We start from the raw sequence: 21,789 nt of genomic DNA, 5'->3' as shown, positions 1-21,789 counted from the left end.
CGGCGGGTTGATACGGTCCGGCGTTGCCGGTCAGGGTTCGCACGGGACGAGCCCCGTATATATGTCTGGTGTCGCCACCAGAAACCTTGCGGTGACCCATACATGTGGTCGGCAAAATCAATTACAAGGCTTGCCCGAGAAAATTTTTCATCGGATTGAAAATGCCGGGGCCGCTTCGCAGCCCCTTAACGACACGAGGCCGCCCTACAGGGCCATGCAGGCGTCTGTAGCGCAGCCTCGTGTCGCGAAAGGGGCGCGAAGCGGCCCGTGTTACTTACTTGTCGTGCCGCTCGTACTCGCCCTCGATCACGTTGGGGCGATGGCCGGCGTCCTGGCTTGGCCGGGCCTGGAACGGGTCGTCCTGGAAGGCCCGCTGGCGCATGGCCTGGGCCTCGGCGCGTTGGCGCATCTTGCGTGCGGCGAGGTGACGGGTGAACGGCAACAGGCACAGCAGGCCCAGCACGTCGCTGATGAAGCCCGGCAGCAACAGCAGACCACCGCCCAGCGCCAGCATCATGCCCTGGAACATGTCTTCGGCCGGCAGCTCGCCGCGTTGCAGGCTCTCACGGGCACGCAGGGCTGTGGCCAGCCCAGCCACTCGCATCACCAGCACGCCCAAGGCAGAACCGGCGATGATCAACAGCAACGCCGGGAAGAAACCGATGGCGGCGCTGACCTTGACGAAGACGAACAGCTCCAGCACCGGAAAAATCAGAAACAGCAGTAGAAAAGCACGCATCAACGGATCCTCGGCGGAAGAAAACCTTCCATTACGACCATCAGATGGATGCGTGCGCTCGCCATTTCAACCCTCGACCTTCGTCGCGGCTGGCCATTGGTCGGCGCGGGCCAGCAAGACCAAGGCTTCGCGAACCTGTATCGGCGTGTTGCAAACATGGGGGAACGCCAACCAGTGGATACCCTGGCCGATGCGCAGGTGCATGCCCTCGCTGTCGATACCGACCATCTCGGCAGGCGCGGTACGCGGCAGGTCGGTCAGCGCGACGTAATGCGCGATGGCATTGGCATGGTCGCTGTTCATGTGCTCGATCATGCTCGCCTCGGCCTTGCCGGCGAAGGGGTTGGCCAAGGTGACCTGGTCGAGCCAGTGGATCGCGCCGAACCCGCCGATGTAGCGATGGCGTACCGGCTCCAGCACCCAGAAGTCGAAATCGTGGGCCTTGTGGTAGTTGGCCGCGTCGGGGAAGTAACGGTAGTAGCGTTCGGCTGCCATCTCGACGGCGGCTTCGTCGGTGAGCTTGCGCGCCTCGGCCATTACCGTCAGGCGCCCTACCGCCTGGACATCCTCGGCATCCCGCTCGCCCACCAGCAAGGAGCACTTGGCATCTTTCTGCAGGTTGTGGGTGTGCTGGGCGATGCGGCTGATGAGGATCAGCGGACGCCCCTCGGCGTCCAGGCAGTACGGCACCACGGAGCCGAATGGATAGCCGGGCATGGACTTGGAATGAGTCGAAAGCACGCCGCGGTATTCCTTGAGCAGGAGTTCGCGGGCGGGGCGCAGGGCGTTGTTACTCACAAAGGGCGCTCCTGGTGGGGGACGGGTTGGCTGACAAGATAAGCATTATCCCCGTCGCGTGCCACATCAGCAGAACAGCGCGGGCGCTGCGGGCCATCCTACGTCGAAGCGCTGGCGTCCTTGAGCCCCTGGGGCCGCTTTGCGGCCCATCGCGATGCAAGGCCGCGCCTACAGGAACCGTCCCTGTCGGAGAGGCCCGATACCTACCAGGTCACGCCAAAGCCTGCGGTGTAGCGGGTCTTGTCCAGGTCACTGTCACGCGTGCCGCTGATGATGTCTTTTTCCGCCTTGAGGTTGAGCGAGGCCCATTCGGTGACTTTGTAGCGCAGGCCCGCTTCGGCATCCAACGCATAGTTCGCCACCCCACCCAGCGGCTTGCCCACCTCGCCGCTGGTGAACAACTCGACACTCTTGCCAATGAGATAGCGGTTGTAGTCCCACTTCACAGCGGCGGAATAGAAGTTGTCCTTGCCGCCGTCGCGGTATTCGAAATCGGTGCGGTTGATCAGCGTGCCAAGGGAGAAAGCGCCCAGCTCGTCGTCCCAGAACTGGTAGCCCGGGCCAGTACCCACGGTACGCTGGCGGGCCAGGTCCTCGACATGGTCACGTTTGTACTCCACACGCCCCTGCCAGAACCACTTGTCGGTGATGAAGCGGTCCAGCGCGTATTCAGCACTCCAATTGTTGGTGGTGGTGACGTCGTCCTTGGTCTCGCGGTTGTATTCGCCTTCGGCGTTGTGTCGCCAGCGGCCATGGCGGGCCGTGGTCTTGAAGCTGATGTCGTAGTCGTCGGTATCGTTCTCGGCGCGCTTGTAATCCATGGCCAGGTCCACATTGCCCTTCCACAGGAAGTCCTCGACCAGCGGTTGGGGCTTCATGATCTGCTCGATGCTGGCCAGGTCCACCGTCTTGGGCGCATCGCCATTGGCCAGGGTGACCTTGCCGGGCTCGGCGGCCTTGAGCGACTTGGCCTTTTCACCGGTATAGGCGTCCTGTTTGACCAGCAGCTCTTGGTCGCTCTCCAAGGTCTGCACCTGCTTCCAGTCCAAGGCGATGGCGCCGCCGTAGGTGGTTTGCAACAATAGCTTGCCACCATCGAAGACCTTGATCGTGCCACTGAGCCTGTCGCCGTTTTTCATCCATACGGTGTCGGCGAATACCGGCACGCAGGAGAAAACAGCAAGGATGAAAAGCAGGGTTCTAGAATACATAAGCTGACTACAGGTTCGATTTGACGAAAAAAGCCGGGCATTATCCAGATCGCCACGACCAGAGCAAGGACAGACCCAGACCATGCCGTTGAGTTCCACTCTCATTTGCCCCGACCGTTGGTCCGCTTTCATCTACAGGCCAGGGCTCCTCTGATGTCTGGCCCCTCGCACGCGCCGCCAGACGATGCCCAGGCCCGACGAATGGCGCTGTACTCGGTACTCGGTGAAATTCCGGCCGGCAAGGTGGTCAGTTACGGTCAGTTGGCCGAGCTGGCGGGCCTGGGCCGCGCAGCGCGCTGGGTGGGCCGCACCCTCGGGCAACTGCCTCCCGACACCCGCCTGCCCTGGCACCGGGTGCTCGGTGCGGGCGGTCGTCTGAGCCTGGCGCTGGGTACGCCGTCAGGAGACGAACAGCGCGCACGATTGCGTGCAGAAGGCGTTACAGTCAGGAACAATCGCGTCGATATGTCGCGTCACGGCTGGCGTCCAATGGAGCACAGCGGTTAGAGTGCGCGTTTTGTTTTCGCAAACTTGAGGCAGATGTTGGCCCATGCCCCGTAAAACCTGGCGCGCTGCGCTCGCTGCCTATGCCAGCCCGTCGACCTTGGTGCTCTTGTTGCTCGGTTTCGCCGCCGGTCTGCCCTACATGCTGGTGTTCTCGACATTGTCGGTCTGGCTCCGGGAGGCTGGCGTTGCCCGCGAAACCATCGGCTACGCCAGCCTGATCGGCCTGGCCTACGCGTTCAAATGGGTCTGGTCGCCCTTGCTCGACCAATGGCGCCTGCCGGTGCTCGGCGCCCTGGGCCGTCGCCGCTCCTGGTTGCTGCTGTCGCAGATGCTGGTGGTGATCGGTCTGATCGGCATGGGCCTGTGCGACCCGCAAAAACACCTTTCCTGGCTGATTGCCCTGGCCGTGCTGGTGGCGTTCGCCTCGGCCACGCAGGACATCGCCGTCGACGCCTACCGCCTGGAAATCGCCGACGACCAGCGTCAGGCCGCCCTCGCCGCCAGCTACATGGCCGGCTACCGGGTCGCCGCCCTGCTCGCCACCGCTGGCGCCCTGTTCTTCGCCGAATGGTTCGGTTCCACCGGCTTTAGCTACCTGCACCAGGCCTGGACCGGCACTTACGTGCTGTTCGGCGTGCTGATGCTGCCGGCCGTGTTCACCACGCTGGTGATGCGCGAACCACCGGTGCCCATGCGCACCCAGCTGTCGGCGGCGCGCTATGGGCTTGTGCACCAATTGGCTTCGGTGTTCGTGTTGATCATCCTGCTGGTATCGGTGCCGGCGAGCTTCACCCAGATGTTCAACACGGGATGGTCCACCGTGATTTCCGGCGACGCGACGATACTCGACCTGCTGCTCGAGGACCGTGCCTTCCTGCGCCTGATTCTTTACGTGCTGCTGACCTGGGCCTGCCTGTCGTCCCTGGGCCGCCGGGGCCTGGCGCCCGTGCTGACACCGGTCAACGACTTCATCCTGCGCTATCGCTGGCAGGCGCTGCTGCTGCTGGGCCTGATCGCCACCTACCGCATGTCGGACACCGTGATGGGCGTGATGGCCAACGTGTTCTACATCGACCAGGGCTTCACCAAGGACCAGATCGCCAGCGTCAGCAAGATCTTCGGTTTGATCATGACCCTGGTCGGCGCGGGTATCGGCGGACTGTTGATCGTGCGCTTCGGCATCCTGCCGATCCTGTTCATCGGCGGTGCGGCATCGGCGGCGACCAACATCCTGTTCCTGATGCTGGCCGACATGGGCCCGAACCTGGAGATGCTGGTGGTCACCATCTCTCTGGACAACTTCAGCTCGGGCCTTGCCACCTCGGCCTTCGTCGCCTATCTGTCGAGCCTGACCAACCTGAAGTTCTCGGCGACTCAGTACGCCTTGCTGAGTTCGATCATGCTGCTGCTGCCACGCTTGATCGGTGGATATTCAGGCGTGCTGGTAGAGAAGTTCGGCTACCACGACTTCTTCCTGATCACCGCCCTGCTGGGCGTGCCGACCTTGATCCTGATTGCCCTGCACTGGCATCAAGAAGCCGGCCGCGGCAAGCAGGCGCCCGTGGAAGATTCCGCGACCGAACGGCCTTGAGATACAGTCTCTAGGCCACAGCCCCTTCGTCCCGACGCCCACCCACCACGTACCACAACGGCCACAACGCCAGCGCCCCGGCGATACCTGCCCCCAGTGCGAAGTGCATCAGGCTCGCCCCCGCCCCCAGCATCGCCAGCAGCGCGCCACCGAGCCCCAGCAGGGCAATGGTGATCATGCCCAGCATGGCCGACACCAGCCCCTTGCTCTGCTCGCTGGAGAACAGGGTCATGCGGTACAGCACCGCGTTGGCCACGCCCAGGCCCAGGGCATACAACGACATCCCCGCGACCAGGCTGGTCACCGTCGGCCAAGTCCAGGTTGCCACGACCATCAGGCACAGGCCTGCCAGGTAGGGCCACAGCGCGCCCCGCACCAGGCTGGCCAGCGGGTAGCGGTCAGCGATGCGGTTGATGATCAGGTTGCCCAGGATCAGGCCACCGAACACCGGCAGTTGCCACAGCGCATACTCCATTGTGCTCAAGCCTTCGTCGCTGATCAGCAGTACCGGCGATAGGCCGATCCAGCCAATCAGTGGCAAGCCCACCAGGCCCAGCGCCGCGCTGCCCGCCACGAATCGGCGATTGGCCAGCAGTTGGCCATAGCCGGCCAGCAACGGCAGCAGATGGATTGGGGTGAACGGCAGGCGAGAACCATCGCGCCGCTCCACGCCCAATGTTTCCGGCATCAGCCGGTACAGCAGCAGCCAAGTCAGCACCGCACCGACGGCGAAGGCCAGGAACAACCAGCGCCAGTCCAGCCATTGCAACAGCAAAGTGCCCACCAACGGCCCCAACAGGGGCGACAGCAAGGCGATGTTCGCCAACAAGGCCATCATGCGCACCGCATCGGCTTCGCTGAACGCCTCGTTCAAAGCTGGGTAGCTGACCGTGACGACAAAGCCCAGGCCAATGCCCTGCAACAGGCGCAGCAGGTTGAACAGCCCGATGTCGTGCACCCAGTAGGTGGCCAGGCAGGCCACGCCAAAGAACGCGCAGCCAGCCAGCAACAGCGGACGACGACCATAGCGGTCGGCCAGCGGGCCGATCAGCCATTGCAACAGCACACCGCCGAGCAGGTACAGATTCAGGGCGTGGGGAATGTACTCGGGGCTGGCCTTGAGGTCGTCGACCACCACGGGCATGGCGGGCATGACCGCATCACTGGCGAGGTACGTCAGCAATTCGAACAGGGCCAGGGTCAGCGCGAACAGCAAGGCTCGCAGAGGCGTGATATGCAGCAATGGTTTCATGATGAAAAACAGCTGAAAACAGGAGGGATCAGCCTATATGCCAGAAATGACAGGATCAGGCTGTGAACAAGTGTAATGGGCTGAAACGCATCGCGGGACAAGCCTCGCTCCACCGTTCGAATGCACGCTGAACGCATGCACTGAATCAGAAGGAGCGGGCTTGCCCCGCGATAGGTACGTCGCGCAGTGCAGTTTACTGCACAGCCGCCTCCTGCACCACGCGGATGACCCGCTGCGGGAAGGGGATGTCGATGCCTTCGGCCTTGAGGCGATCACGGGCATGCTCGTTGAGCATGAACATCACGTCCCAGTAATCGGCGGTCTTGACCCATACGCGCAGGGACACGGTGATCGCGCTGTCGCCCAGGGTGGAAACCACCGCCTGCGGGGCCGGATCCTGCATGACGCGGGGGTCCTTGGCCAGCTCCAGCAGGACATTGCGGGCTTTCTGCAGGTCGGCGTCATAGTCCACGCCCACATCGAACACCACCTTGCGGGTGGGCTGGCGGTTGAAGTTGGTGACGATACCGTTGGACAGGCTGCCGTTGGGCATGATCACGGTCTTGTTGTCACCGGTACGCAACACGGTGTGGAAGATCTGGATGCTGTCCACGGTGCCGCTGACGCCTTGGGCTTCGATCCAGTCGCCGATACGGAACGGGCGGAACAGCAAGATCAGCACGCCACCAGCGAAGTTCGCCAGGCTGCCCTGCAGGGCCAGGCCGATCGCCAGGGCGGAACCACCGATGGCCGCCACGAACGAGGTGGTCTCGATGCCGATCATCGAGGCCACGCTGATCGCCAGCAGTATCTTCAGCACGATGTTGGCGAGGGTGCTGATGAAGCTTTGCAGCGCCGGATCAGAGTTGCGCATCCCGACCAGCTTGCCCAGGCGGGCGCTGAGCTTGTTGGTGACCCACCAGCCGATAGCCAGGGTCACCAGCGCGAGCGCCACGCGGCTGCCGTATTCCATGATCAAAGGGATCCAGGTCTGCGATTGGCGGACCAGCTGATCGACTTCAGCGTTCAAATCCATATTCATCTCCTGATGCCGGATGACACATACACGAAAAAACAGGCCGCGGAATTTCCGCGGCCTCAGGGACCCATGGACATCAATACGCCATCAAGGTTCCTGCGATACCTGATCAGTCGCGGAAGTTGTTGAACTGCAGCGGCATCTCGAATTCCTTGGTGCGCAGCAGGGCGATGGCTTCCTGCAGGTCGTCACGCTTCTTGCCGGTGACGCGCACCTGCTCGCCCTGGATGGCGGCCTGGACCTTCAGCTTGCCATCCTTGATGGTGGCAACGATCTTCTTGGCCAGGTCCTTGTCGATACCCTCGCGGAACTTGGCTTCCTGTTTCATTTCCTTGCCCGAAGGGTAGGCATCCTTGACTTCCAGGCACTTGACGTCGATCTTGCGCTTGACCAGGGCCATGCGAAGAATCTCGATCATCGCCTCGAGCTGGAATTCCGCCTCGGCGGTCAGGAGCACGGTCTGCTCCTTGTCCTTGAACTCGAAGCTGCCCTTGCCCTTGAGGTCGTAGCGACGGTCCAGTTCCTTCACCGCGTTGTCCACGGCGTTGGTGACTTCGTGCTTGTCCAGTTCCGATACCACGTCGAACGAAGGCATGGTTGTTCTCCAAAAATAAAAGCGCGCTCGGTCGGATGGAGCGCGCCAGGTTTGACGGTTAAAATGCGAACTCATTATAACGGGTTGCGAAACGCAGATGAGCAGCACCTGGCATATTCTCGGCGCCGGTAGCCTCGGCAGCCTCTGGGCCTGTCGCCTGGCCCGCGCGGGCAAGGCGGTCCGTCTGATCCTGCGTGACGAGCAGCGCCTGGCCGCGTATCAAGCCGCTGGCGGCCTGACTTTGCTGGAGCAAGAGCAGACCAGCCATTACGCGATTCCCGCCGAAACCGACCAGGCTCACGGCCCCATCCACCGCCTGCTGGTGGCCTGCAAGGCCTATGACGCCGCGCCCGCCATCGCCCGTTTGGCACCTCGCCTGGCCGACGGTGCCGAACTGCTGCTACTGCAGAACGGCCTGGGCAGCCAGGATGAAGTGGCCGATCAGGTCCCTCACGTCCGTTGCATTTTCGCCTCCAGCACCGAAGGCGCCTTCCGCGAGGACGACTGGCGTGTGCGCTTTGCCGGACAAGGCTTCAACTGGTTGGGCGACCCCATCAACCCTTCCCTGCCGGAATGGTTCGACGATTTGCACGATGCCGCCATCCCTGCCGAATGGACGGTGGATATCCTGACCCGCCTGTGGCGCAAGCTGGCGCTCAATTGCGCGATCAACCCGCTGACCGTGCTCCATGACTGCCACAATGGCGGCTTGCTGGAGCATCTGGGCGAGGTCTCCACCCTGTGCGACGAACTTGCCGGGCTGCTGCGCCGCTGCGGCCAGCCTGAGGCCGCCGAAGGGCTGGATGAACAGGTGCAACGGGTGATCCTGGCCACCGCGGCCAACTACTCTTCCATGTACCAGGATGTACGCCATGGCCGTCGCACCGAGGTGCACTACCTGCTTGGCCACGCCTGCCGGGCCGCTGGCCGCCATGGCCTGGACGTGCCACACCTGGAACGCCTGCACCAACGCCTGGTCGATAGCTTGAATGCCCGAGGCCTGCCCAGCGACTGACGCTGGCCCTTCAACCGCACAGAGGACACGCCCTCGCCCATGACCTTGCGCCAACGCCTGGAAAACCTCCCGGTCGGGCAAAAGCTGCTGGCGGCCCTGCTGGTATTGCTGGTCACCATCCTTCTGGTGGCCAACCTGACGTTCATCAGCGCCGCCTACTGGATCACCCAGGAAAGCATGGCGCCCCAGGCGCTGCAGACCATCGGTCGGCTGGTGTCCAACCCACAGCTGTCGGCCCGCGCCGGCGACTCACCGCAAACGGCCACGGCGCTGCTCAAAGAGCTGGACAGCTATTCCCCCTTGCGTGCAGCGGCCTTGTACGGCAGCGATGGGCGCATGTTGGCGCAGCTGCAACATGGCGAGCCGCTGGCCCTGCCCAAGCGTTTTCGCAACATCGATGGCTGGCGCCTGATGGAGTTTCGCAGCACCCAGCTGATCCGCCTGCCCCGCGAAGGCGGCCCGCCGGCGCACCTGCTGCTGGTGGCCAGCAGCGAACTGCCCGTGGCCTTCTACACCGGCACCCTGACCGCCAGCCTGGCGATCCTGGTGTTCAGCATCCTGTTGTGGATGGTCATCGCCCGGCAGATCAAGCGCCTGATCACCCAGCCCATCAACCAGTTGGAGGAACTCAGCCGTCAGGTCACCCGCGAGGAGAGCTATGCCCTGCGCGCCCGACGCGGCAACGACGACGAGATCGGCAGCCTGGCCGAGGCGTTCAACACCATGCTTTCGCGCATCGAGGCGCGCGAGCAGCAGCTAAAGCGCACCCGCGACGAGTTCCAGATGGCCTATGACCAGGCCCAGGGCCTGGCCGAGGAAACCCGCCATACCAATCGCAAGCTGGAGCTGGAAGTCCAGGTGCGCAGCAAGATCGAGAAGAAGCTCACAGGCTTTCAGAACTACCTCAACAGCATCATCGATTCCATGCCCTCGGCCCTCATCGCCCTGGACGAGCAGCTCTACGTGACCCAGTGGAACCACGAGGCGACCGTGCTCTCCGGCACGCCCCTGGACGAAGCGCTGAACCAACCGATCTTCATTGCCTTCGAGCCGCTCAAGCCGTTTCTCCCGCAGCTCAAGGAAAGCGTCGAGAAACACCGGGTGGCGAAGATCGAACGGGTCACCTGGCCCAAGGGCGAGGACCTGCGCCACTATGCCCTGACCTTCTACCCACTGACTGGCGGCGGCGGCCGAGGCGTGGTGATTCGTATCGACGACATCACCCAGCGCCTGTCGCTCGAAGAGATGATGGTGCAGTCGGAGAAAATGCTCTCGGTGGGCGGGCTGGCCGCTGGCATGGCCCATGAGATCAACAACCCGCTTGGCGCCATCCTGCACAACGTGCAGAACATTCGCCGCCGGCTCTCGCCGGAGCTGCCGCGCAACCAGGAGCAGGCTGCGGAGCTGGACATCGACCTGGCGACCGTCAATCGCTACCTCGAAAGCCGCGACGTTCCACAGTTGCTCGACGGCATCCAGCAGGCCGGCGCACGGGCGGCGAAGATCGTCACCCACATGCTCAGCTTCAGCCGGCGCAGCAATCGCCAACTGGCACCCTGCGACTTGCCCGCCCTGATCGATCAGGCCGTGGAAATCGCAGGCAACGACTTCGACCTGACGGTCGGTTTCGACTTCAAGGGCCAGCATATCGTGCGCCAGTTCGACCCCGAGCTGGGGCCGGTGCCCTGCACCGCCAACGAGCTGGAGCAAGTGCTGTTGAACCTGCTCAAGAACGCCGCCCAGGCCATCCACCAACGGCCGCAGCCCGCCGAACCTGGGCGTATCGTCCTGCGTACCCGGCTCAACCCGCCCTGGGCGGAAATCCAGGTCGAGGACAACGGCGTCGGCATGCCCGAATCGGTGCGCAAACGCACGTTCGAACCGTTCTTCACCACCAAGGAGATCGGCCAGGGGACAGGGCTCGGCCTGTCGGTTTCGTATTTCATCATCACCAACAATCACAAGGGGCAGATGGAGGTTCACTCCGCGCCCGGCCAGGGCACCTGCTTTACCCTGCGCCTGCCCCTCGGCCAGCCGGCACCAATGGCGTCGGCCAACACGGAGGCATGAGATGGGCTATCGGTTGTCTAAGATCTACACCCGCACCGGGGACAAAGGCGAAACCGGCCTTGGCGATGGCCGTCGGGTGCCCAAGGATCATCCGCGGATCGAGGCGATCGGCGAGGTGGACAGCCTCAACAGCCAGCTGGGCGTGCTGCTCGCCGGGCTGCAGGCCGAAGCGCTGGAAGAGTTGATCGAGGTTCTGGCGCCCTGCCAGCACCGACTGTTCGATTTGGGTGGCGAACTGGCGATGCCCAGCTACCAAGCCTTGGACCAGGGCGAAGTGGAGCGGTTGGAAGTGGCCATCGACCGCTGGAACGAGGAACTCGGGCCGCTGAAGAACTTCATCCTGCCCAGTGGCTCGGCGCTGGTGGCCCAGGCCCATGTGTGCCGAAGCCAGGCGCGCAGTGCGGAGCGGCGGTGCCAACAGTTGAACGCCATCGAGCCGCTGGAAGGGGTGGGCTTGGCGTACATCAACCGGCTGTCCGACCTGTTGTTCGTCGCAGCGCGGATCATCGGGCGACGCCAAGGGGTCGCCGAGGTGCTGTGGCAGGCTGCGGCCAAGCCCCAGGGCTGATATCGCGAGCTGCTCTTCAACCCGCCCCCACAACGCCCGCGTCGATGAACGTCGCTGCTGCTGGACTGCGCAGCTCTTGAGGGCTGCGCTGTACTTGTGGGAGCGGGTTTACCCGCGAATGATCGACATCACGCCTGCGGCCAGAACGCCCGGATGCCTGCAACGCCCTGGGCACCGATCTCCCAGGCACGCTCACGCTCAGCGGCTCCAACGCCTCCGAGCAGGAACACCGGATGATTGATCCCCTGGATCAACCGGCCAGCCGCCTCCCAGCCCAATGGTGTGGCCTCGGGATGGGTCTGGGTGGCCTGCACCGGCGACAAGGTGACGAAATCCACCCCCATCTGCTCAGCCAGGGCCAGCTCTTCGGCGTTGTGGCAAGAAGCTGCCAACCAGCGGGTCGTCGGAAACGGTCTGCCCTTGGCGGCATACTTGCGCAGCTGCGCGGACGTCAGGTGCCAACCCGCCGACGGGAAGTCGCCCAACCATTCCAGCGGCCCCTTGAGCATCAGCTGGGCTTTGCCGGCGCACAGCCCGACCGCATCGACAGCCACATCACGGTACTTGGGATCGTACATGTCCGGTGCCCGCAGTTGGATCAGGCGGATGCCGCCCGCGATGGCTTTCTGGATGCCGCGCAGCAGCTCCGGCGCCTCAAGGCCATCAGGGGTGATCAGGTACTGGTCCGGCAGACGCGCGGCAGCGACGATCGGCGTGTTGGCCTCGGGGAACGCGTACTGCCCCAAGTCACGCGGCGCCACCCAGGCCAGTGGCTGGCCCTCGGCGCCGTGGGGTTCGCCAGTAAAGGCGTCTACCTCACGAACATCCAGCAACACCTGTTTGTCCGGGTAGTCATGGCTGACCTTTATCAACGGCCGCGAACGGGTCACCTCGATGCCCAGCTCTTCGCGCAACTCACGGGCCAGCGCCATCTCGATGGCTTCGCCTTCTTCCACCTTGCCGCCCGGAAACTCCCAAAGCCCGCCCTGGTGCTGGGTATCGGCTCGGCGAGCGATCAGGATGCGCCCATCGGCGCCACGAATGACCGCCGCCACAACATGAATCCGCTTCACCCTTCTCGCTCCGCCAGGCCAGCTTTCTGCCAAGCCTGGAAGGCCGGCCACTGATAAATGGTTTCAATGTAGGTGGCCGCCTCGGCCGGGACTTCGACACGGTAGGTACGAAGACGCACTGCCACCGGCGCGAAGAACGCATCGGCCAGGCTCGGCTTGCCGAACAGGAACGGCCCAGGCTCCTTGGCCGCCAGCCGGCACTCGGACCACAGGGCAACGATGCGGTCGATATCGACTTGCACGTCCAGCGGCATGTTTTCCAGCGCTTCGTCACGAGACAGATCGAATGGCATCGCACTGCGCAGGGCCATGAAACCGCTGTGCATCTGCGCGCAGGCCGAACGCGCCTGGGCACGGGCAGCGATATCCACCGGCCACAGCTGGGCTTCGGGGTGGCGTTCGGCGAGGTATTCGGCAATGGCCAAGGAGTCGGCGATAACGCCGTGCTCGGTCTTGAGCAGCGGCACCTTGCCGGTGGCAGAGAATGCGAGGAGGCGCTTGCGGGTATCGGGCTGGTTGAGGGTAATCAGCGTTTCTTCATAGGGCACGCCAGCCAGCTCGAGGGCCAGGGCGCCGCGTAGCGACCAGGATGAGTACAGCTTGTCGCCGATGATCAGGTGATAGCTCATGGTTCGGCTCCATTGGGTTGGAATGTCAGGGCTGTCTGCAGCCCATCGCGGCACAAGGCCGCTCCTACAGGGACCGCGCAAGCCCGTGTAGGAGCGGCCTTGTGCCGCGAAAGGGCCGCAGCGCGGCCCTGGCTGAATCAGGTGCGGTATTCAGCGTTGATCTTCACATACTCGTGGGACAGGTCGGTGGTCCAGATGGTTTCGCTGCATTGGCCACGGCCAAGCTCGATGCGAATGGTGATTTCTTCCTGAGCCATCACCTTGGCGCCCTGGTCCTCGGTATAGCTCGGGCTGCGGCCGCCTTTGCTGGCGATACACACGTCATCGAGGAATACATCGATCAGGCTGACGTCCAGCGCCGGCACGCCGGCACGGCCGACTGCGGCGAGGATGCGGCCCCAGTTCGGATCGGAGGCGAACAGCGCGGTCTTGATCAGCGGCGAGTGAGCCACGGCGTAGCCCACATCCAGGCACTCCTGGTGATTGCCGCCACCGTTGACCTGAACGGTGACGAACTTGGTCGCACCTTCGCCGTCGCGCACGATGGCCTGGGCCACTTCCATGCACACTTCGAATACAGCCTTCTTCAGGGCTTCGAACAGCGCACCGCTGGCCTGGGTGACTTCCGGCAGGTTGGCCTTGCCAGTGGCCACCAGCATGCAGCAGTCGTTGGTCGAGGTGTCGCCGTCGATGGTGATGCGGTTGAACGACTTGTTGGCGCCGTCGAGCAGCAGGTCCTTGAGCACCGAGGGCGCGACCTTGGCGTCGGTGGCGATGTAGCCGAGCATGGTGGCCATGTTCGGACGAATCATCCCCGCGCCCTTGCTGATGCCGGTCACGGTGACGGTCACGCCGTCATGCTGGAACTGGCGGCTGGCCCCCTTGGGCAGGGTGTCGGTGGTCATGATGCCGGTGGCGGCTTCAGCCCAGTTGTTCTCGGACAGATCGTCCAGGGCCGCCTGCAATGCACCCTCGATCTTCTCGACCGGCAGCGGCTCGCCAATCACGCCGGTGGAGAACGGCAGTACGGCACTGGCGTCCACGCCCGCCAGTTCCGCCAGCTTGGCGCAAGTACGCTCGGCAGCGGCCAGGCCCGGTGCGCCGGTACCGGCGTTGGCGTTACCGGTATTGGTCAGCAGGTAGCGCACGGTGCCCTGCACGCGCTGTTTGGACAGGATCACAGGCGCTGCACAGAAGGCGTTGAGGGTGAATACACCGGCGACGCTGGAGCCTTCGGCGCAACGCATCACCACCACGTCCTTGCGCCCAGGGCGCTTGATACCCGCCGAAGCGATGCCGAGTTCGAAACCGGGAACCGGGTGCAGGGTGGGCAAAGGACCAAGACCAACAGCCATGTAAGCGCTCCTAGAAAAACGGTGATAAGGGTGATGGAAAAGCGGGGCCGCTTCGCGCCCCTTTCGCGGCACAAGGCCGCTCCTACCGGTACGGCGTGGTACCTGTGGGAGCGGCCTTGTATCGCGACTGGGACTGCACGGCAGCCCCAGGCTCTCAAGCCAACAGAGGGGTCAGATCACTCGATCTGGCCGTGGCAGTGCTTGAACTTCTTGCCCGAACCGCACCAGCACGGCTCGTTGCGACCCAGCTTCTGCTCGTTGCGCACCGGCGCGGCAGCCACAGCCACCTCGGCGCCTTCCTCGGCAAGCTGCTGCTCGCTTTCCAGGCCTGGGGCGGCGGCATGCTGGAACTGCATGCGCTGAGCCAACTCCTCGGCTTCGCGGCGCAGGCGGGCTTCTTCTTCGGCCGGGTCCTCGCGGCGAACCTGAACGTGGGAGAGCACGCGGATGGTGTCGCGCTTGATCGACTCCAGCAGTTCTTGGAACAGGGTGAAGGACTCGCGCTTGTACTCCTGTTTCGGGTTCTTCTGCGCGTAGCCACGCAGGTGAATACCGTGGCGCAAGTGGTCCATGGTCGACAGGTGGTCTTTCCACAGATCGTCCAGCACACGCAGCAGGATTTGCTTCTCGAAGGTGCGCAAGGCATCGATGCCAGCCTGGTCTTCCTTCTCGTTGTAGGCCGTGGTGATTTCGTTGAGCAGCTTCTCGCGCAGGGTCTCTTCGTAGAGGCGCTCGTCCTCGTCGAGCCACTGCTGGATCGGCAGCTTGATGGCGAAATCGCTGGCCAGCGCGGCTTCCAGGCCAGCCACGTCCCACTGCTCAGGCAGCGACTGCGGCGGGATGTGCTGGCTGATGGTGGCATCGAGCACTTCCTGGCGGAACTCGGCGATGGTGTCGCCGATGTTCTCGGCGGCCAACAGACTGTTGCGCATGTGGTAGATCACCTTGCGCTGTTCGTTGGCCACGTCATCGTATTCGAGCAGTTGCTTACGGATGTCGAAGTTACGGCCTTCGACCTTGCGCTGGGCCTTCTCGATGGCATTGGTGACCATGCGGTGCTCGATGGCCTCGCCGGACTGCATGCCCAACGCCTTCATGAAGTTCTTCACCCGGTCAGAGGCGAAGATACGCATCAGGCTGTCTTCGAGCGACAGGTAGAAGCGGCTGGAGCCCGGGTCACCCTGACGACCGGCACGACCACGCAGTTGGTTGTCGATACGACGGGATTCGTGACGTTCGGAGGCGATCACATGCAGGCCACCGGCCTCGATCACCTGCTGGTGACGCTTCTGCCAGTCGGCCTTGATCTGGGCGATCTGCTCGGCGCTGGGGTTCTCCAGGGCGGCGACTTCAGCCTCCCAGTTACCGCCCAGCAGGATGTCGGTACCACGACCGGCCATGTTGGTGGCGATGGTCAGTGCACCCGGCGCGCCGGCCTGGGCAATGATCTCGGCCTCTTTTTCGTGGTACTTGGCGTTGAGCACTTTGTGGTCGATACCTTCTTTCTTCAGAAGGTTGGACATGTGCTCGGACGTCTCGATGGTGGCGGTACCGACCAGGACCGGACGGCCCTGCTTCATGCTTTCCTTGATGTCGGCGATGATCGCGGCGTACTTCTCGTCGGCGGTCAGGTACACCAGGTCGTTGAAGTCCTTACGCGCCAGAGGCTTGTTCGGCGGAATGACCATCACGTTCAATGCGTAGATCTGGGCGAACTCGAAGGCCTCGGTATCAGCGGTACCGGTCATGCCGGACAGCTTGGTGTAAAGGCGGAAGTAGTTCTGGAAGGTGGTCGAAGCCAGGGTCTGGCTCTCGGCCTGGATATTCAGGTTTTCCTTCGCCTCGATGGCCTGGTGCAGGCCTTCGGAGAGGCGACGGCCCGGCATGGTACGGCCGGTGTGCTCGTCGATCAGCAGGACCTGGCCGTCCTGGACGATGTACTCGACGTTGCGGTGGAACAGCTTGTGGGCGCGCAGGCCGGCATAGACGTGGGTCAGCAGGCCCAGGTTGTGCGCCGAATAGAGGCTCTCGCCCTCGGCCAGCAGGCCCGCCTGGGTCAGCATCTCTTCGATGAACTGGTGACCGGCTTCGTTGAGCTCCACCTGACGGCTCTTCTCGTCGATGGTGAAGTGACCTTCCTGGGTGACCTGGCCTTCGACTTCCTCGATGTGCTGCTTCAGGCGCGGGATCAGGCGGTTGATTTCGATGTACAGCTTCGAGCTGTCTTCGGCCTGGCCGGAGATGATCAGCGGGGTACGGGCTTCGTCGATCAGGATCGAGTCGACTTCGTCGATCACGGCGAAGTTCAGCTCACGCTGGAACTTCTCCTCCTGGCTGAAGGCCATGTTGTCGCGCAGGTAGTCGAAACCGAATTCGTTGTTGGTGCCGTAGGTGATGTCGGCGGCGTAGGCGGCACGCTTTTCTTCCGGCGGCTGGAATGCCGAGACGATGCCCACGGACAGACCGAGGAATTCGTACAGCGGGCGCATCCAGTTGGCATCGCGGCGGGCGAGGTAGTCGTTGACGGTCACTACGTGCACGCCTTTGCCGGACAGTGCGTTGAGATAGACCGCCAGGGTACCGACCAAGGTCTTGCCTTCACCGGTACGCATTTCTGCGATCATGCCCTCGTGCAGGGTCATACCGCCGATCAGCTGCACGTCGAAGTGACGCATGCCCATGACACGCTTGCCGGCCTCACGGGCCACGGCGAAGGCTTCCGGCAGCAGTTGGTCGAGGGTCTCGCCTTTGGCCAGGCGCTCCTTGAACTCTGCGGTCTTGTTCCGCAGTTGCTCGTCGGAGAGGGCCACCATCTTCTCTTCGAAGGCATTGACGATGTTCACCGTCTTGAGCATGCGTTTGACTTCACGCTCGTTCTTGCTTCCAAAAAGTTTTTTTAACAAAGGCGCAAACATATCGGCAGGATCTTCCACACGTAGGGATGGAGGGCGGCCCCATGAGTCGCCCGTGCAGCCCTGAGGCCGCATGCGAACGAGCATTCTACCCGGAAACGATGGTGAGGAAAGTGGTGGATTTCCACGATGCTGGCACAGCGCTTTGGCGGGGGCCCTCCTAACATGAGGGCTTTTCGAGCAAGTTCAAGGTGCTGAAAGATGAAACGTATCAGGGACAATTCCCAAAGAGATCAGCAGCTTGCCGCCCTTGCACGTCCGCCTGCGCCCGCAGTTGGCCGACAAACCCGCCGCGTTGGCCATGCCTGGGGGTCAGGCCAAGGGCCCGGCTTCTGTTAAGATGGCCAATCTGTAACCACCTGCGACCCCCCATGGCCTACAAGCCCTCCCCCGCCCAGCCCCCCGCCGCGCTGTTGCGTCAGGCCAGACCGCTGCGCCTGCTGCTCAACCAGGCCGAGCGCCTGGCCCATTTGCAGCGCCTGCTGGAAAGCCAGCTGCAGCCGGCTGCCCGCGATCATTGCCATGTGGCGTCCTGGCGAGATGGCACCTTGTTACTGGTGGTGACGGATGGCCACTGGGCCACGCGCCTGCGCTATCAGCAAAAACGCCTGCAGCGACAACTGCAGGCCCTGGAGGCGTTCGGTAACCTGCAACGCATCCTGTTCAAGGTGCAACCGCCCCTGGTGCCGGCCAAGCGGGATGGTCAAGGTGTGGAGCTGTCGAGCAAGGCCGCCGAGAGCATCCGTGACTCGGCCGAAGGCATTGCCGACCCAAAATTGCGGGCAGCCTTGGAACGCCTGGCGGCGCACGCACAGGGCAAGGACAAGGGCTGAGGGCGCCCATAAAAAAGGCCACCCGAAGGTGGCCTCAATGAACTAGAGAGTGTTCGAACTTACACGGCCGCAACAGGGCGCATGTAGGAGATCGGTGCCGTGCTGGCATCTTCGAAAGTGACCACTTCCCAGGCGTCCTTCTCAGCGATGAGCTTGCGCAGCAGCTGATTGTTCAGCGCGTGTCCGGACTTGTAGCCCTTGAACTCGCCGATCAGGCTGTTGCCCAGCAGGTAAAGATCGCCGATGGCGTCGAGGATCTTGTGCTTGACGAATTCGTCTTCGTAACGAAGGCCGTCTTCGTTGAGCACGCCGTCCTCATCGACCACGATGGCGTTTTCCACACTGCCGCCCAACGCAAGGTTGTGCTTGCGCAGGTACTCGATGTCGCGCATGAAACCGAAGGTACGGGCGCGGCTGACTTCCTTCACGAACGACGTGCTGGAGAAGTCGACACTGGCGCTCTGGGTCCGGTTGCGCAGTACCGGATGATCGAAGTCGATCTCGAAGCTCACCTTGAACCCGTCGAAAGGCAGGAAGGTGGCGCGCTTGTCGCCCTCCTCCACCGTCACTTCGCGCAGGATGCGGATGAACTTCTTGGCAGCGTCCTGTTCTTCCAGGCCGGCGGATTGAATCAGGAATACGAAGGGGCCCGCGCTGCCATCCATGATCGGTACTTCCGAGGCGGAGAGCTCGACGTAGGCGTTATCGATGCCCAGGCCCGCCATGGCGGAGAGCAGGTGCTCGACCGTATCGACCTTTACGTCACCGTTGACCAGCGTCGTCGACATGGTTGTCTCGCCGACGTTGGCCGCACGGGCCGGGATCTCGACGACTGGGTCGAGGTCGGCACGGCGGAAGACGATGCCGGTGTCCACAGGCGCTGGCTTGAGGGTCAGGTAGACCTTCTCCCCGGAGTGCAGGCCGACACCTGTGGCACGGATGGTATTCTTCAGGGTGCGTTGTCTAATCATGGCATTGGCCGCTTCAGCGCAAATTGCGAACAGGTATCAACAAAGGCTGGGGATGATAACAGACCCGGCCTTTGCTGAACACCAATCACCCCTATACCCCTGATAAATTCCATTAATCGGCCTGGCGACGCAGGAACGCCGGGATGTCGAGGTAGTCCAGATCATCCTGTGGATTGAGTTTAGCTGCTGCTGCGGCACCACCGTGGGCCTGGTTGCGCATCACGGTCGGACGCTCCAGATCGCGGTAGTTGACGGCAGGCTGCTCCTGACGCACCGGTGCAGGATTGGAAGCCTCGTAAGCGGCGGCCGCGCTCTGCAGGGTGTTGTCGACGACCTTGACCGGCTTCTCGATACGCGCGCCCAGGCCGGTAGCGACCACGGTCACGTGCAACTCGTCGCGCATGTCTGGATCGATCACGGTGCCGACCTTGACCATCGCGTGGTCGGAGGCGAAGGCCTCGATGATGCTACCGACGTCGGAGTACTCGCCCAGGGACAGGTCCGGACCTGCGGTGATGTTCACCAGGATGCCGCGGGCGCCCTGCAGGTTGACGTCCTCGAGCAGCGGGTTGCGGATCGCCGCCTCGGTGGCTTCGCGGGCACGGTTCGGACCGCTGGCGCAGCCGGTACCCATCATCGCCATGCCCATCTCGCCCATCACGGTGCGCACGTCGGCGAAGTCGACGTTGATCATGCCCGGACGCTTGATGATGTCGGAGATGCCACGCACGGCGCCAGCCAGTACGTCATCGGCCTTGGCGAAGGCGGACAGCAGGCTTGCATCCTTGCCCAGGATGGTCAGCAGCTTCTCGTTGGGGATGGTGATCAACGAGTCGACGCTTTCGGCCAGCATGCGGATGCCTTCGTCGGCGATCTGCATGCGCTTGCGACCTTCGAACGGGAACGGACGGGTCACCACCGCAACGGTGAGAATGCCCATTTCCTTGGCCACTTCGGCGATGATCGGCGCAGCACCGGTACCGGTACCGCCACCCATGCCGGTGGTGATGAAGACCATGTTGGTGCCCTGCAGCACCTCGGCGATGCGCTCACGGTCTTCCAGCGCGGCCTGGCGGCCGACTTCCGGATTGGCGCCGGCACCCAGGCCCTTGGTGACACCGGTACCCAGTTGCAGGATGGTGCGCGCGCCGATGTTCTTCAGCGCCTGGGCATCAGTGTTGGCGCAGATGAACTCGACGCCTTCGATGTTGCTTTTGACCATGTGGTTGACGGCGTTGCCACCACCACCACCGACACCGATCACTTTGATGACCGGACTTTGCGGGACGTTGTCTACGAGCTCGAACATTTTCCCTCTCCTTAACTGTTCTCTAGTTTTTGCGCCTACCACTACTGCTTTGAAACTTAGAAGTTGCCCTGGACCCAACGCTTGAATCGTTCAAGCACCGGGGCCTTCGGTTCATCGCCATAGCTGTTGTTGCTGCTGTTGCCGGTCAGGGGCAGGTCCTCGGTCTGCTTTTGCAGGCCATAGGTGAGCAAGCCCACGCCGGTGGAATAGATCGGGTTGCGTACGACATCGCTCAGCCCCCGAACGCTATGTGGCACGCCAAGGCGCACCGGCATGTGGAAGATTTCCTCGGCCAATTCCACAGCGCCTTCCATCTTCGCGGTACCGCCGGTCAGGACGATGCCGGCCGGCACCAGGTCCTCGTAGCCGCTGCGACGCAGCTCGGCTTGGATCAAGGTGAAGAGCTCGTCGTAACGGGGCTCCACCACCTCGGCCAGGGCCTGGCGCGACAGCTCGCGCGGTGGGCGATCGCCCACGCTCGGCACCTTGATGGTCTCGCCAGCGCCGGCCAGCTTGGCCAGGGCGCAGGCGTAGCGGATCTTGATTTCCTCGGCGTACTGGGTCGGGGTACGCAGGGCCATGGCGATATCGTTGGTCACCTGGTCGCCCGCGATCGGGATCACCGCAGTGTGGCGAATGGCACCTTCGGTGAAGATGGCGATGTCGGTGGTACCGCCACCGATGTCCACCAGGCACACACCCAGCTCCTTTTCGTCATCGGTCAGGACCGAGTAGGCCGATGCCAGCTGCTCGAGGATGATGTCGTCGATTTCCAGGCCACAACGGCGCACGCATTTTTCGATGTTCTGGGCCGCATTGACCGCGCAGGTGACCACGTGGACCTTGGCTTCCAGACGCACGCCGGACATACCCAGGGGCTCGCGCACACCTTCCTGGTTGTCGATCACGTAGTCCTGCGGCAGGGTGTGCAGCACCCGCTGGTCGGCCGGAATGGCCACGGCCTGGGCGGCGTCCAGGACGCGCTCGAGGTCAGCGGTGCTGACTTCCCGATCGCGAATGGCGACGATGCCGTGGGAGTTCAGGCTACGAATGTGATTGCCGGCGACACCGACGAACGCCGAGTGGATGCGGCAGCCGGCCATCAGCTGCGCTTCTTCCACTGCGCGCTGGATCGACTGCACGGTGGACTCGATGTTCACCACCACGCCCTTCTTCAGGCCGCGGGACGGATGGGTACCGATGCCCACGATTTCCAGAGTGCCGTCAGCGGCCACCTCACCCACCAGCGCCACCACCTTGGAGGTGCCGATGTCCAGCCCGACGATCATTTTGCCGCTATGCGCGTTTGCCATGGTCCTGCC

Annotated in this window: 19 protein-coding genes; 6 read left to right on the top strand and 13 right to left on the bottom strand. The window is 63.2% G+C overall.

Features of this window, described 5'->3' with window-relative positions:
• Positions 1 to 274 precede the first annotated feature (274 nt).
• The 3 genes from ACNFCH_RS00750 to ACNFCH_RS00740 form a co-directional block, all read right to left on the bottom strand.
• Positions 275 to 739: an FxsA family protein gene (locus ACNFCH_RS00750; RefSeq protein WP_337158587.1), complete on the bottom strand. Its 465-nt coding sequence runs from the start codon at positions 737 to 739 to the stop codon at positions 275 to 277.
• A gap of 66 nt (positions 740 to 805) precedes the next feature.
• Positions 806 to 1,537 carry a HugZ family protein gene (locus ACNFCH_RS00745; protein ID WP_337158586.1) on the bottom strand — a complete coding sequence of 244 codons (732 nt, stop codon included), beginning with the start codon at positions 1,535 to 1,537 and terminating at the stop codon, positions 806 to 808.
• Between the two features lie 203 nt (positions 1,538 to 1,740).
• A complete protein-coding gene (locus ACNFCH_RS00740) occupies positions 1,741 to 2,748 on the bottom strand; it encodes a DUF481 domain-containing protein (protein WP_337158585.1) in 1,008 nt (335 codons plus the stop codon).
• Positions 2,749 to 2,901: 153 nt separating this feature from the next.
• On the opposite strand from ACNFCH_RS00740, the gene ACNFCH_RS00735 reads away from it, so the two are divergent.
• On the top strand, positions 2,902 to 3,255 hold the full coding sequence (locus ACNFCH_RS00735) for an MGMT family protein (RefSeq protein ID WP_337158584.1): 354 nt from the start codon (positions 2,902 to 2,904) through the stop codon (positions 3,253 to 3,255).
• Positions 3,256 to 3,298: 43 nt separating this feature from the next.
• On the top strand, positions 3,299 to 4,846 hold the full coding sequence (locus ACNFCH_RS00730; RefSeq protein ID WP_196163058.1) for an AmpG family muropeptide MFS transporter: 1,548 nt from the start codon (positions 3,299 to 3,301) through the stop codon (positions 4,844 to 4,846).
• A gap of 10 nt (positions 4,847 to 4,856) precedes the next feature.
• On the opposite strand, the gene ACNFCH_RS00725 is transcribed toward ACNFCH_RS00730, so the two are convergent.
• The 3 genes from ACNFCH_RS00725 to ACNFCH_RS00715 all read right to left on the bottom strand — a co-directional run bounded on the left by ACNFCH_RS00725 (position 4,857) and on the right by ACNFCH_RS00715 (position 7,732).
• On the bottom strand, positions 4,857 to 6,098 hold the full coding sequence (locus ACNFCH_RS00725) for an MFS transporter (protein WP_337158583.1): 1,242 nt from the start codon (positions 6,096 to 6,098) through the stop codon (positions 4,857 to 4,859).
• A 193-nt stretch (positions 6,099 to 6,291) separates the two neighbouring features.
• Entirely contained in the window at positions 6,292 to 7,134 is an 843-nt protein-coding gene (locus ACNFCH_RS00720; RefSeq protein ID WP_196163056.1) for a mechanosensitive ion channel family protein, read from the bottom strand.
• 112 nt (positions 7,135 to 7,246) lie between these two features.
• Positions 7,247 to 7,732 carry a YajQ family cyclic di-GMP-binding protein gene (locus ACNFCH_RS00715; RefSeq protein ID WP_070092359.1) on the bottom strand — a complete coding sequence of 162 codons (486 nt, stop codon included), beginning with the start codon at positions 7,730 to 7,732 and terminating at the stop codon, positions 7,247 to 7,249.
• A gap of 97 nt (positions 7,733 to 7,829) precedes the next feature.
• Here ACNFCH_RS00715 and ACNFCH_RS00710 point away from each other — a divergent pair, with 97 nt between their 5' ends.
• Genes ACNFCH_RS00710 through ACNFCH_RS00700 form a run of 3 tightly spaced genes read left to right on the top strand, consistent with a single transcriptional unit; the run spans position 7,830 to position 11,385 of the window.
• Complete coding sequence (locus ACNFCH_RS00710) at positions 7,830 to 8,747, top strand: putative 2-dehydropantoate 2-reductase (protein WP_337158582.1); 918 nt, start codon at positions 7,830 to 7,832, stop codon at positions 8,745 to 8,747.
• Between the two features lie 39 nt (positions 8,748 to 8,786).
• The gene (locus ACNFCH_RS00705; RefSeq protein WP_337158581.1) at positions 8,787 to 10,817 is read left to right on the top strand and encodes an ATP-binding protein; all 2,031 of its coding nucleotides are present in this window, start codon (positions 8,787 to 8,789) and stop codon (positions 10,815 to 10,817) included.
• A 1-nt stretch (position 10,818) separates the two neighbouring features.
• Entirely contained in the window at positions 10,819 to 11,385 is a 567-nt protein-coding gene (locus ACNFCH_RS00700; protein WP_337158580.1) for a cob(I)yrinic acid a,c-diamide adenosyltransferase, read from the top strand.
• 128 nt (positions 11,386 to 11,513) lie between these two features.
• On the opposite strand, the gene ACNFCH_RS00695 is transcribed toward ACNFCH_RS00700, so the two are convergent.
• The 4 genes from ACNFCH_RS00695 to secA form a co-directional block, all read right to left on the bottom strand.
• Positions 11,514 to 12,458 (bottom strand): Nudix family hydrolase, encoded by a 945-nt coding sequence (locus tag ACNFCH_RS00695; protein ID WP_416742087.1) that lies wholly within the window; start codon positions 12,456 to 12,458, stop codon positions 11,514 to 11,516.
• Positions 12,455 to 13,087: a glutathione S-transferase family protein gene (locus ACNFCH_RS00690; protein ID WP_337158578.1), complete on the bottom strand. Its 633-nt coding sequence runs from the start codon at positions 13,085 to 13,087 to the stop codon at positions 12,455 to 12,457. Before ACNFCH_RS00690 ends, ACNFCH_RS00695 begins: the two co-directional genes overlap by 4 nt.
• 137 nt (positions 13,088 to 13,224) lie before the next feature.
• Positions 13,225 to 14,442 (bottom strand): bifunctional glutamate N-acetyltransferase/amino-acid acetyltransferase ArgJ, encoded by a 1,218-nt coding sequence (gene argJ, locus ACNFCH_RS00685; protein WP_070092353.1) that lies wholly within the window; start codon positions 14,440 to 14,442, stop codon positions 13,225 to 13,227.
• 176 nt (positions 14,443 to 14,618) lie between these two features.
• Positions 14,619 to 17,357 carry a preprotein translocase subunit SecA gene (secA, locus tag ACNFCH_RS00680; RefSeq protein WP_337158577.1) on the bottom strand — a complete coding sequence of 913 codons (2,739 nt, stop codon included), beginning with the start codon at positions 17,355 to 17,357 and terminating at the stop codon, positions 14,619 to 14,621.
• Positions 17,358 to 17,725: 368 nt separating this feature from the next.
• Here secA and ACNFCH_RS00675 point away from each other — a divergent pair, with 368 nt between their 5' ends.
• Complete coding sequence (locus ACNFCH_RS00675; RefSeq protein ID WP_337158576.1) at positions 17,726 to 18,187, top strand: DUF721 domain-containing protein; 462 nt, start codon at positions 17,726 to 17,728, stop codon at positions 18,185 to 18,187.
• Between the two features lie 59 nt (positions 18,188 to 18,246).
• Here the strand turns inward: ACNFCH_RS00675 and lpxC are convergent, their stop codons facing one another.
• From lpxC to ftsA, 3 genes are all read right to left on the bottom strand, one after another.
• On the bottom strand, positions 18,247 to 19,158 hold the full coding sequence (lpxC, locus tag ACNFCH_RS00670) for a UDP-3-O-acyl-N-acetylglucosamine deacetylase (RefSeq protein ID WP_070092350.1): 912 nt from the start codon (positions 19,156 to 19,158) through the stop codon (positions 18,247 to 18,249).
• 112 nt (positions 19,159 to 19,270) lie between these two features.
• Positions 19,271 to 20,467: a cell division protein FtsZ gene (gene ftsZ, locus ACNFCH_RS00665; protein ID WP_043207523.1), complete on the bottom strand. Its 1,197-nt coding sequence runs from the start codon at positions 20,465 to 20,467 to the stop codon at positions 19,271 to 19,273.
• A 56-nt stretch (positions 20,468 to 20,523) separates the two neighbouring features.
• Positions 20,524 to 21,780, bottom strand: a complete 1,257-nt coding sequence (gene ftsA, locus ACNFCH_RS00660) for a cell division protein FtsA (protein ID WP_070092349.1) — start codon at positions 21,778 to 21,780, stop codon at positions 20,524 to 20,526.
• Positions 21,781 to 21,789 lie beyond the last annotated feature (9 nt).

This window comes from Pseudomonas sp. NY15354, from assembly GCF_048068075.1.
In the GTDB taxonomy this organism is placed as follows: Bacteria; Pseudomonadota; Gammaproteobacteria; order Pseudomonadales; family Pseudomonadaceae; genus Aquipseudomonas; species Aquipseudomonas guariconensis_C.
This window is presented reverse-complemented; position numbering and strand designations above follow the sequence as displayed.

Bases quoted from the DNA above. Each gene is read 5' to 3' on its own strand.
- ACNFCH_RS00750 (WP_337158587.1), bottom strand. From the start codon at position 739: ATGCGTGCTTTTCTACTGCTGTTTCTGATTTTTCCGGTGCTGGAGCTG.
- ACNFCH_RS00740 (WP_337158585.1), bottom strand. From the start codon at position 2,748: ATGTATTCTAGAACCCTGCTTTTCATCCTTGCTGTTTTCTCCTGCGTG.
- ACNFCH_RS00735 (WP_337158584.1), top strand. From the start codon at position 2,902: ATGTCTGGCCCCTCGCACGCGCCGCCAGACGATGCCCAGGCCCGACGA.
- ACNFCH_RS00730 (WP_196163058.1), top strand. From the start codon at position 3,299: ATGCCCCGTAAAACCTGGCGCGCTGCGCTCGCTGCCTATGCCAGCCCG.
- ACNFCH_RS00725 (WP_337158583.1), bottom strand. From the start codon at position 6,098: ATGAAACCATTGCTGCATATCACGCCTCTGCGAGCCTTGCTGTTCGCG.
- ACNFCH_RS00720 (WP_196163056.1), bottom strand. From the start codon at position 7,134: ATGGATTTGAACGCTGAAGTCGATCAGCTGGTCCGCCAATCGCAGACC.
- ACNFCH_RS00715 (WP_070092359.1), bottom strand. From the start codon at position 7,732: ATGCCTTCGTTCGACGTGGTATCGGAACTGGACAAGCACGAAGTCACC.
- ACNFCH_RS00710 (WP_337158582.1), top strand. From the start codon at position 7,830: ATGAGCAGCACCTGGCATATTCTCGGCGCCGGTAGCCTCGGCAGCCTC.
- ACNFCH_RS00705 (WP_337158581.1), top strand. From the start codon at position 8,787: ATGACCTTGCGCCAACGCCTGGAAAACCTCCCGGTCGGGCAAAAGCTG.
- ACNFCH_RS00700 (WP_337158580.1), top strand. From the start codon at position 10,819: ATGGGCTATCGGTTGTCTAAGATCTACACCCGCACCGGGGACAAAGGC.
- ACNFCH_RS00690 (WP_337158578.1), bottom strand. From the start codon at position 13,087: ATGAGCTATCACCTGATCATCGGCGACAAGCTGTACTCATCCTGGTCG.
- argJ (WP_070092353.1), bottom strand. From the start codon at position 14,442: ATGGCTGTTGGTCTTGGTCCTTTGCCCACCCTGCACCCGGTTCCCGGT.
- secA (WP_337158577.1), bottom strand. From the start codon at position 17,357: ATGTTTGCGCCTTTGTTAAAAAAACTTTTTGGAAGCAAGAACGAGCGT.
- ACNFCH_RS00675 (WP_337158576.1), top strand. From the start codon at position 17,726: ATGGCCTACAAGCCCTCCCCCGCCCAGCCCCCCGCCGCGCTGTTGCGT.
- lpxC (WP_070092350.1), bottom strand. From the start codon at position 19,158: ATGATTAGACAACGCACCCTGAAGAATACCATCCGTGCCACAGGTGTC.
- ftsZ (WP_043207523.1), bottom strand. From the start codon at position 20,467: ATGTTCGAGCTCGTAGACAACGTCCCGCAAAGTCCGGTCATCAAAGTG.
- ftsA (WP_070092349.1), bottom strand. From the start codon at position 21,780: ATGGCAAACGCGCATAGCGGCAAAATGATCGTCGGGCTGGACATCGGC.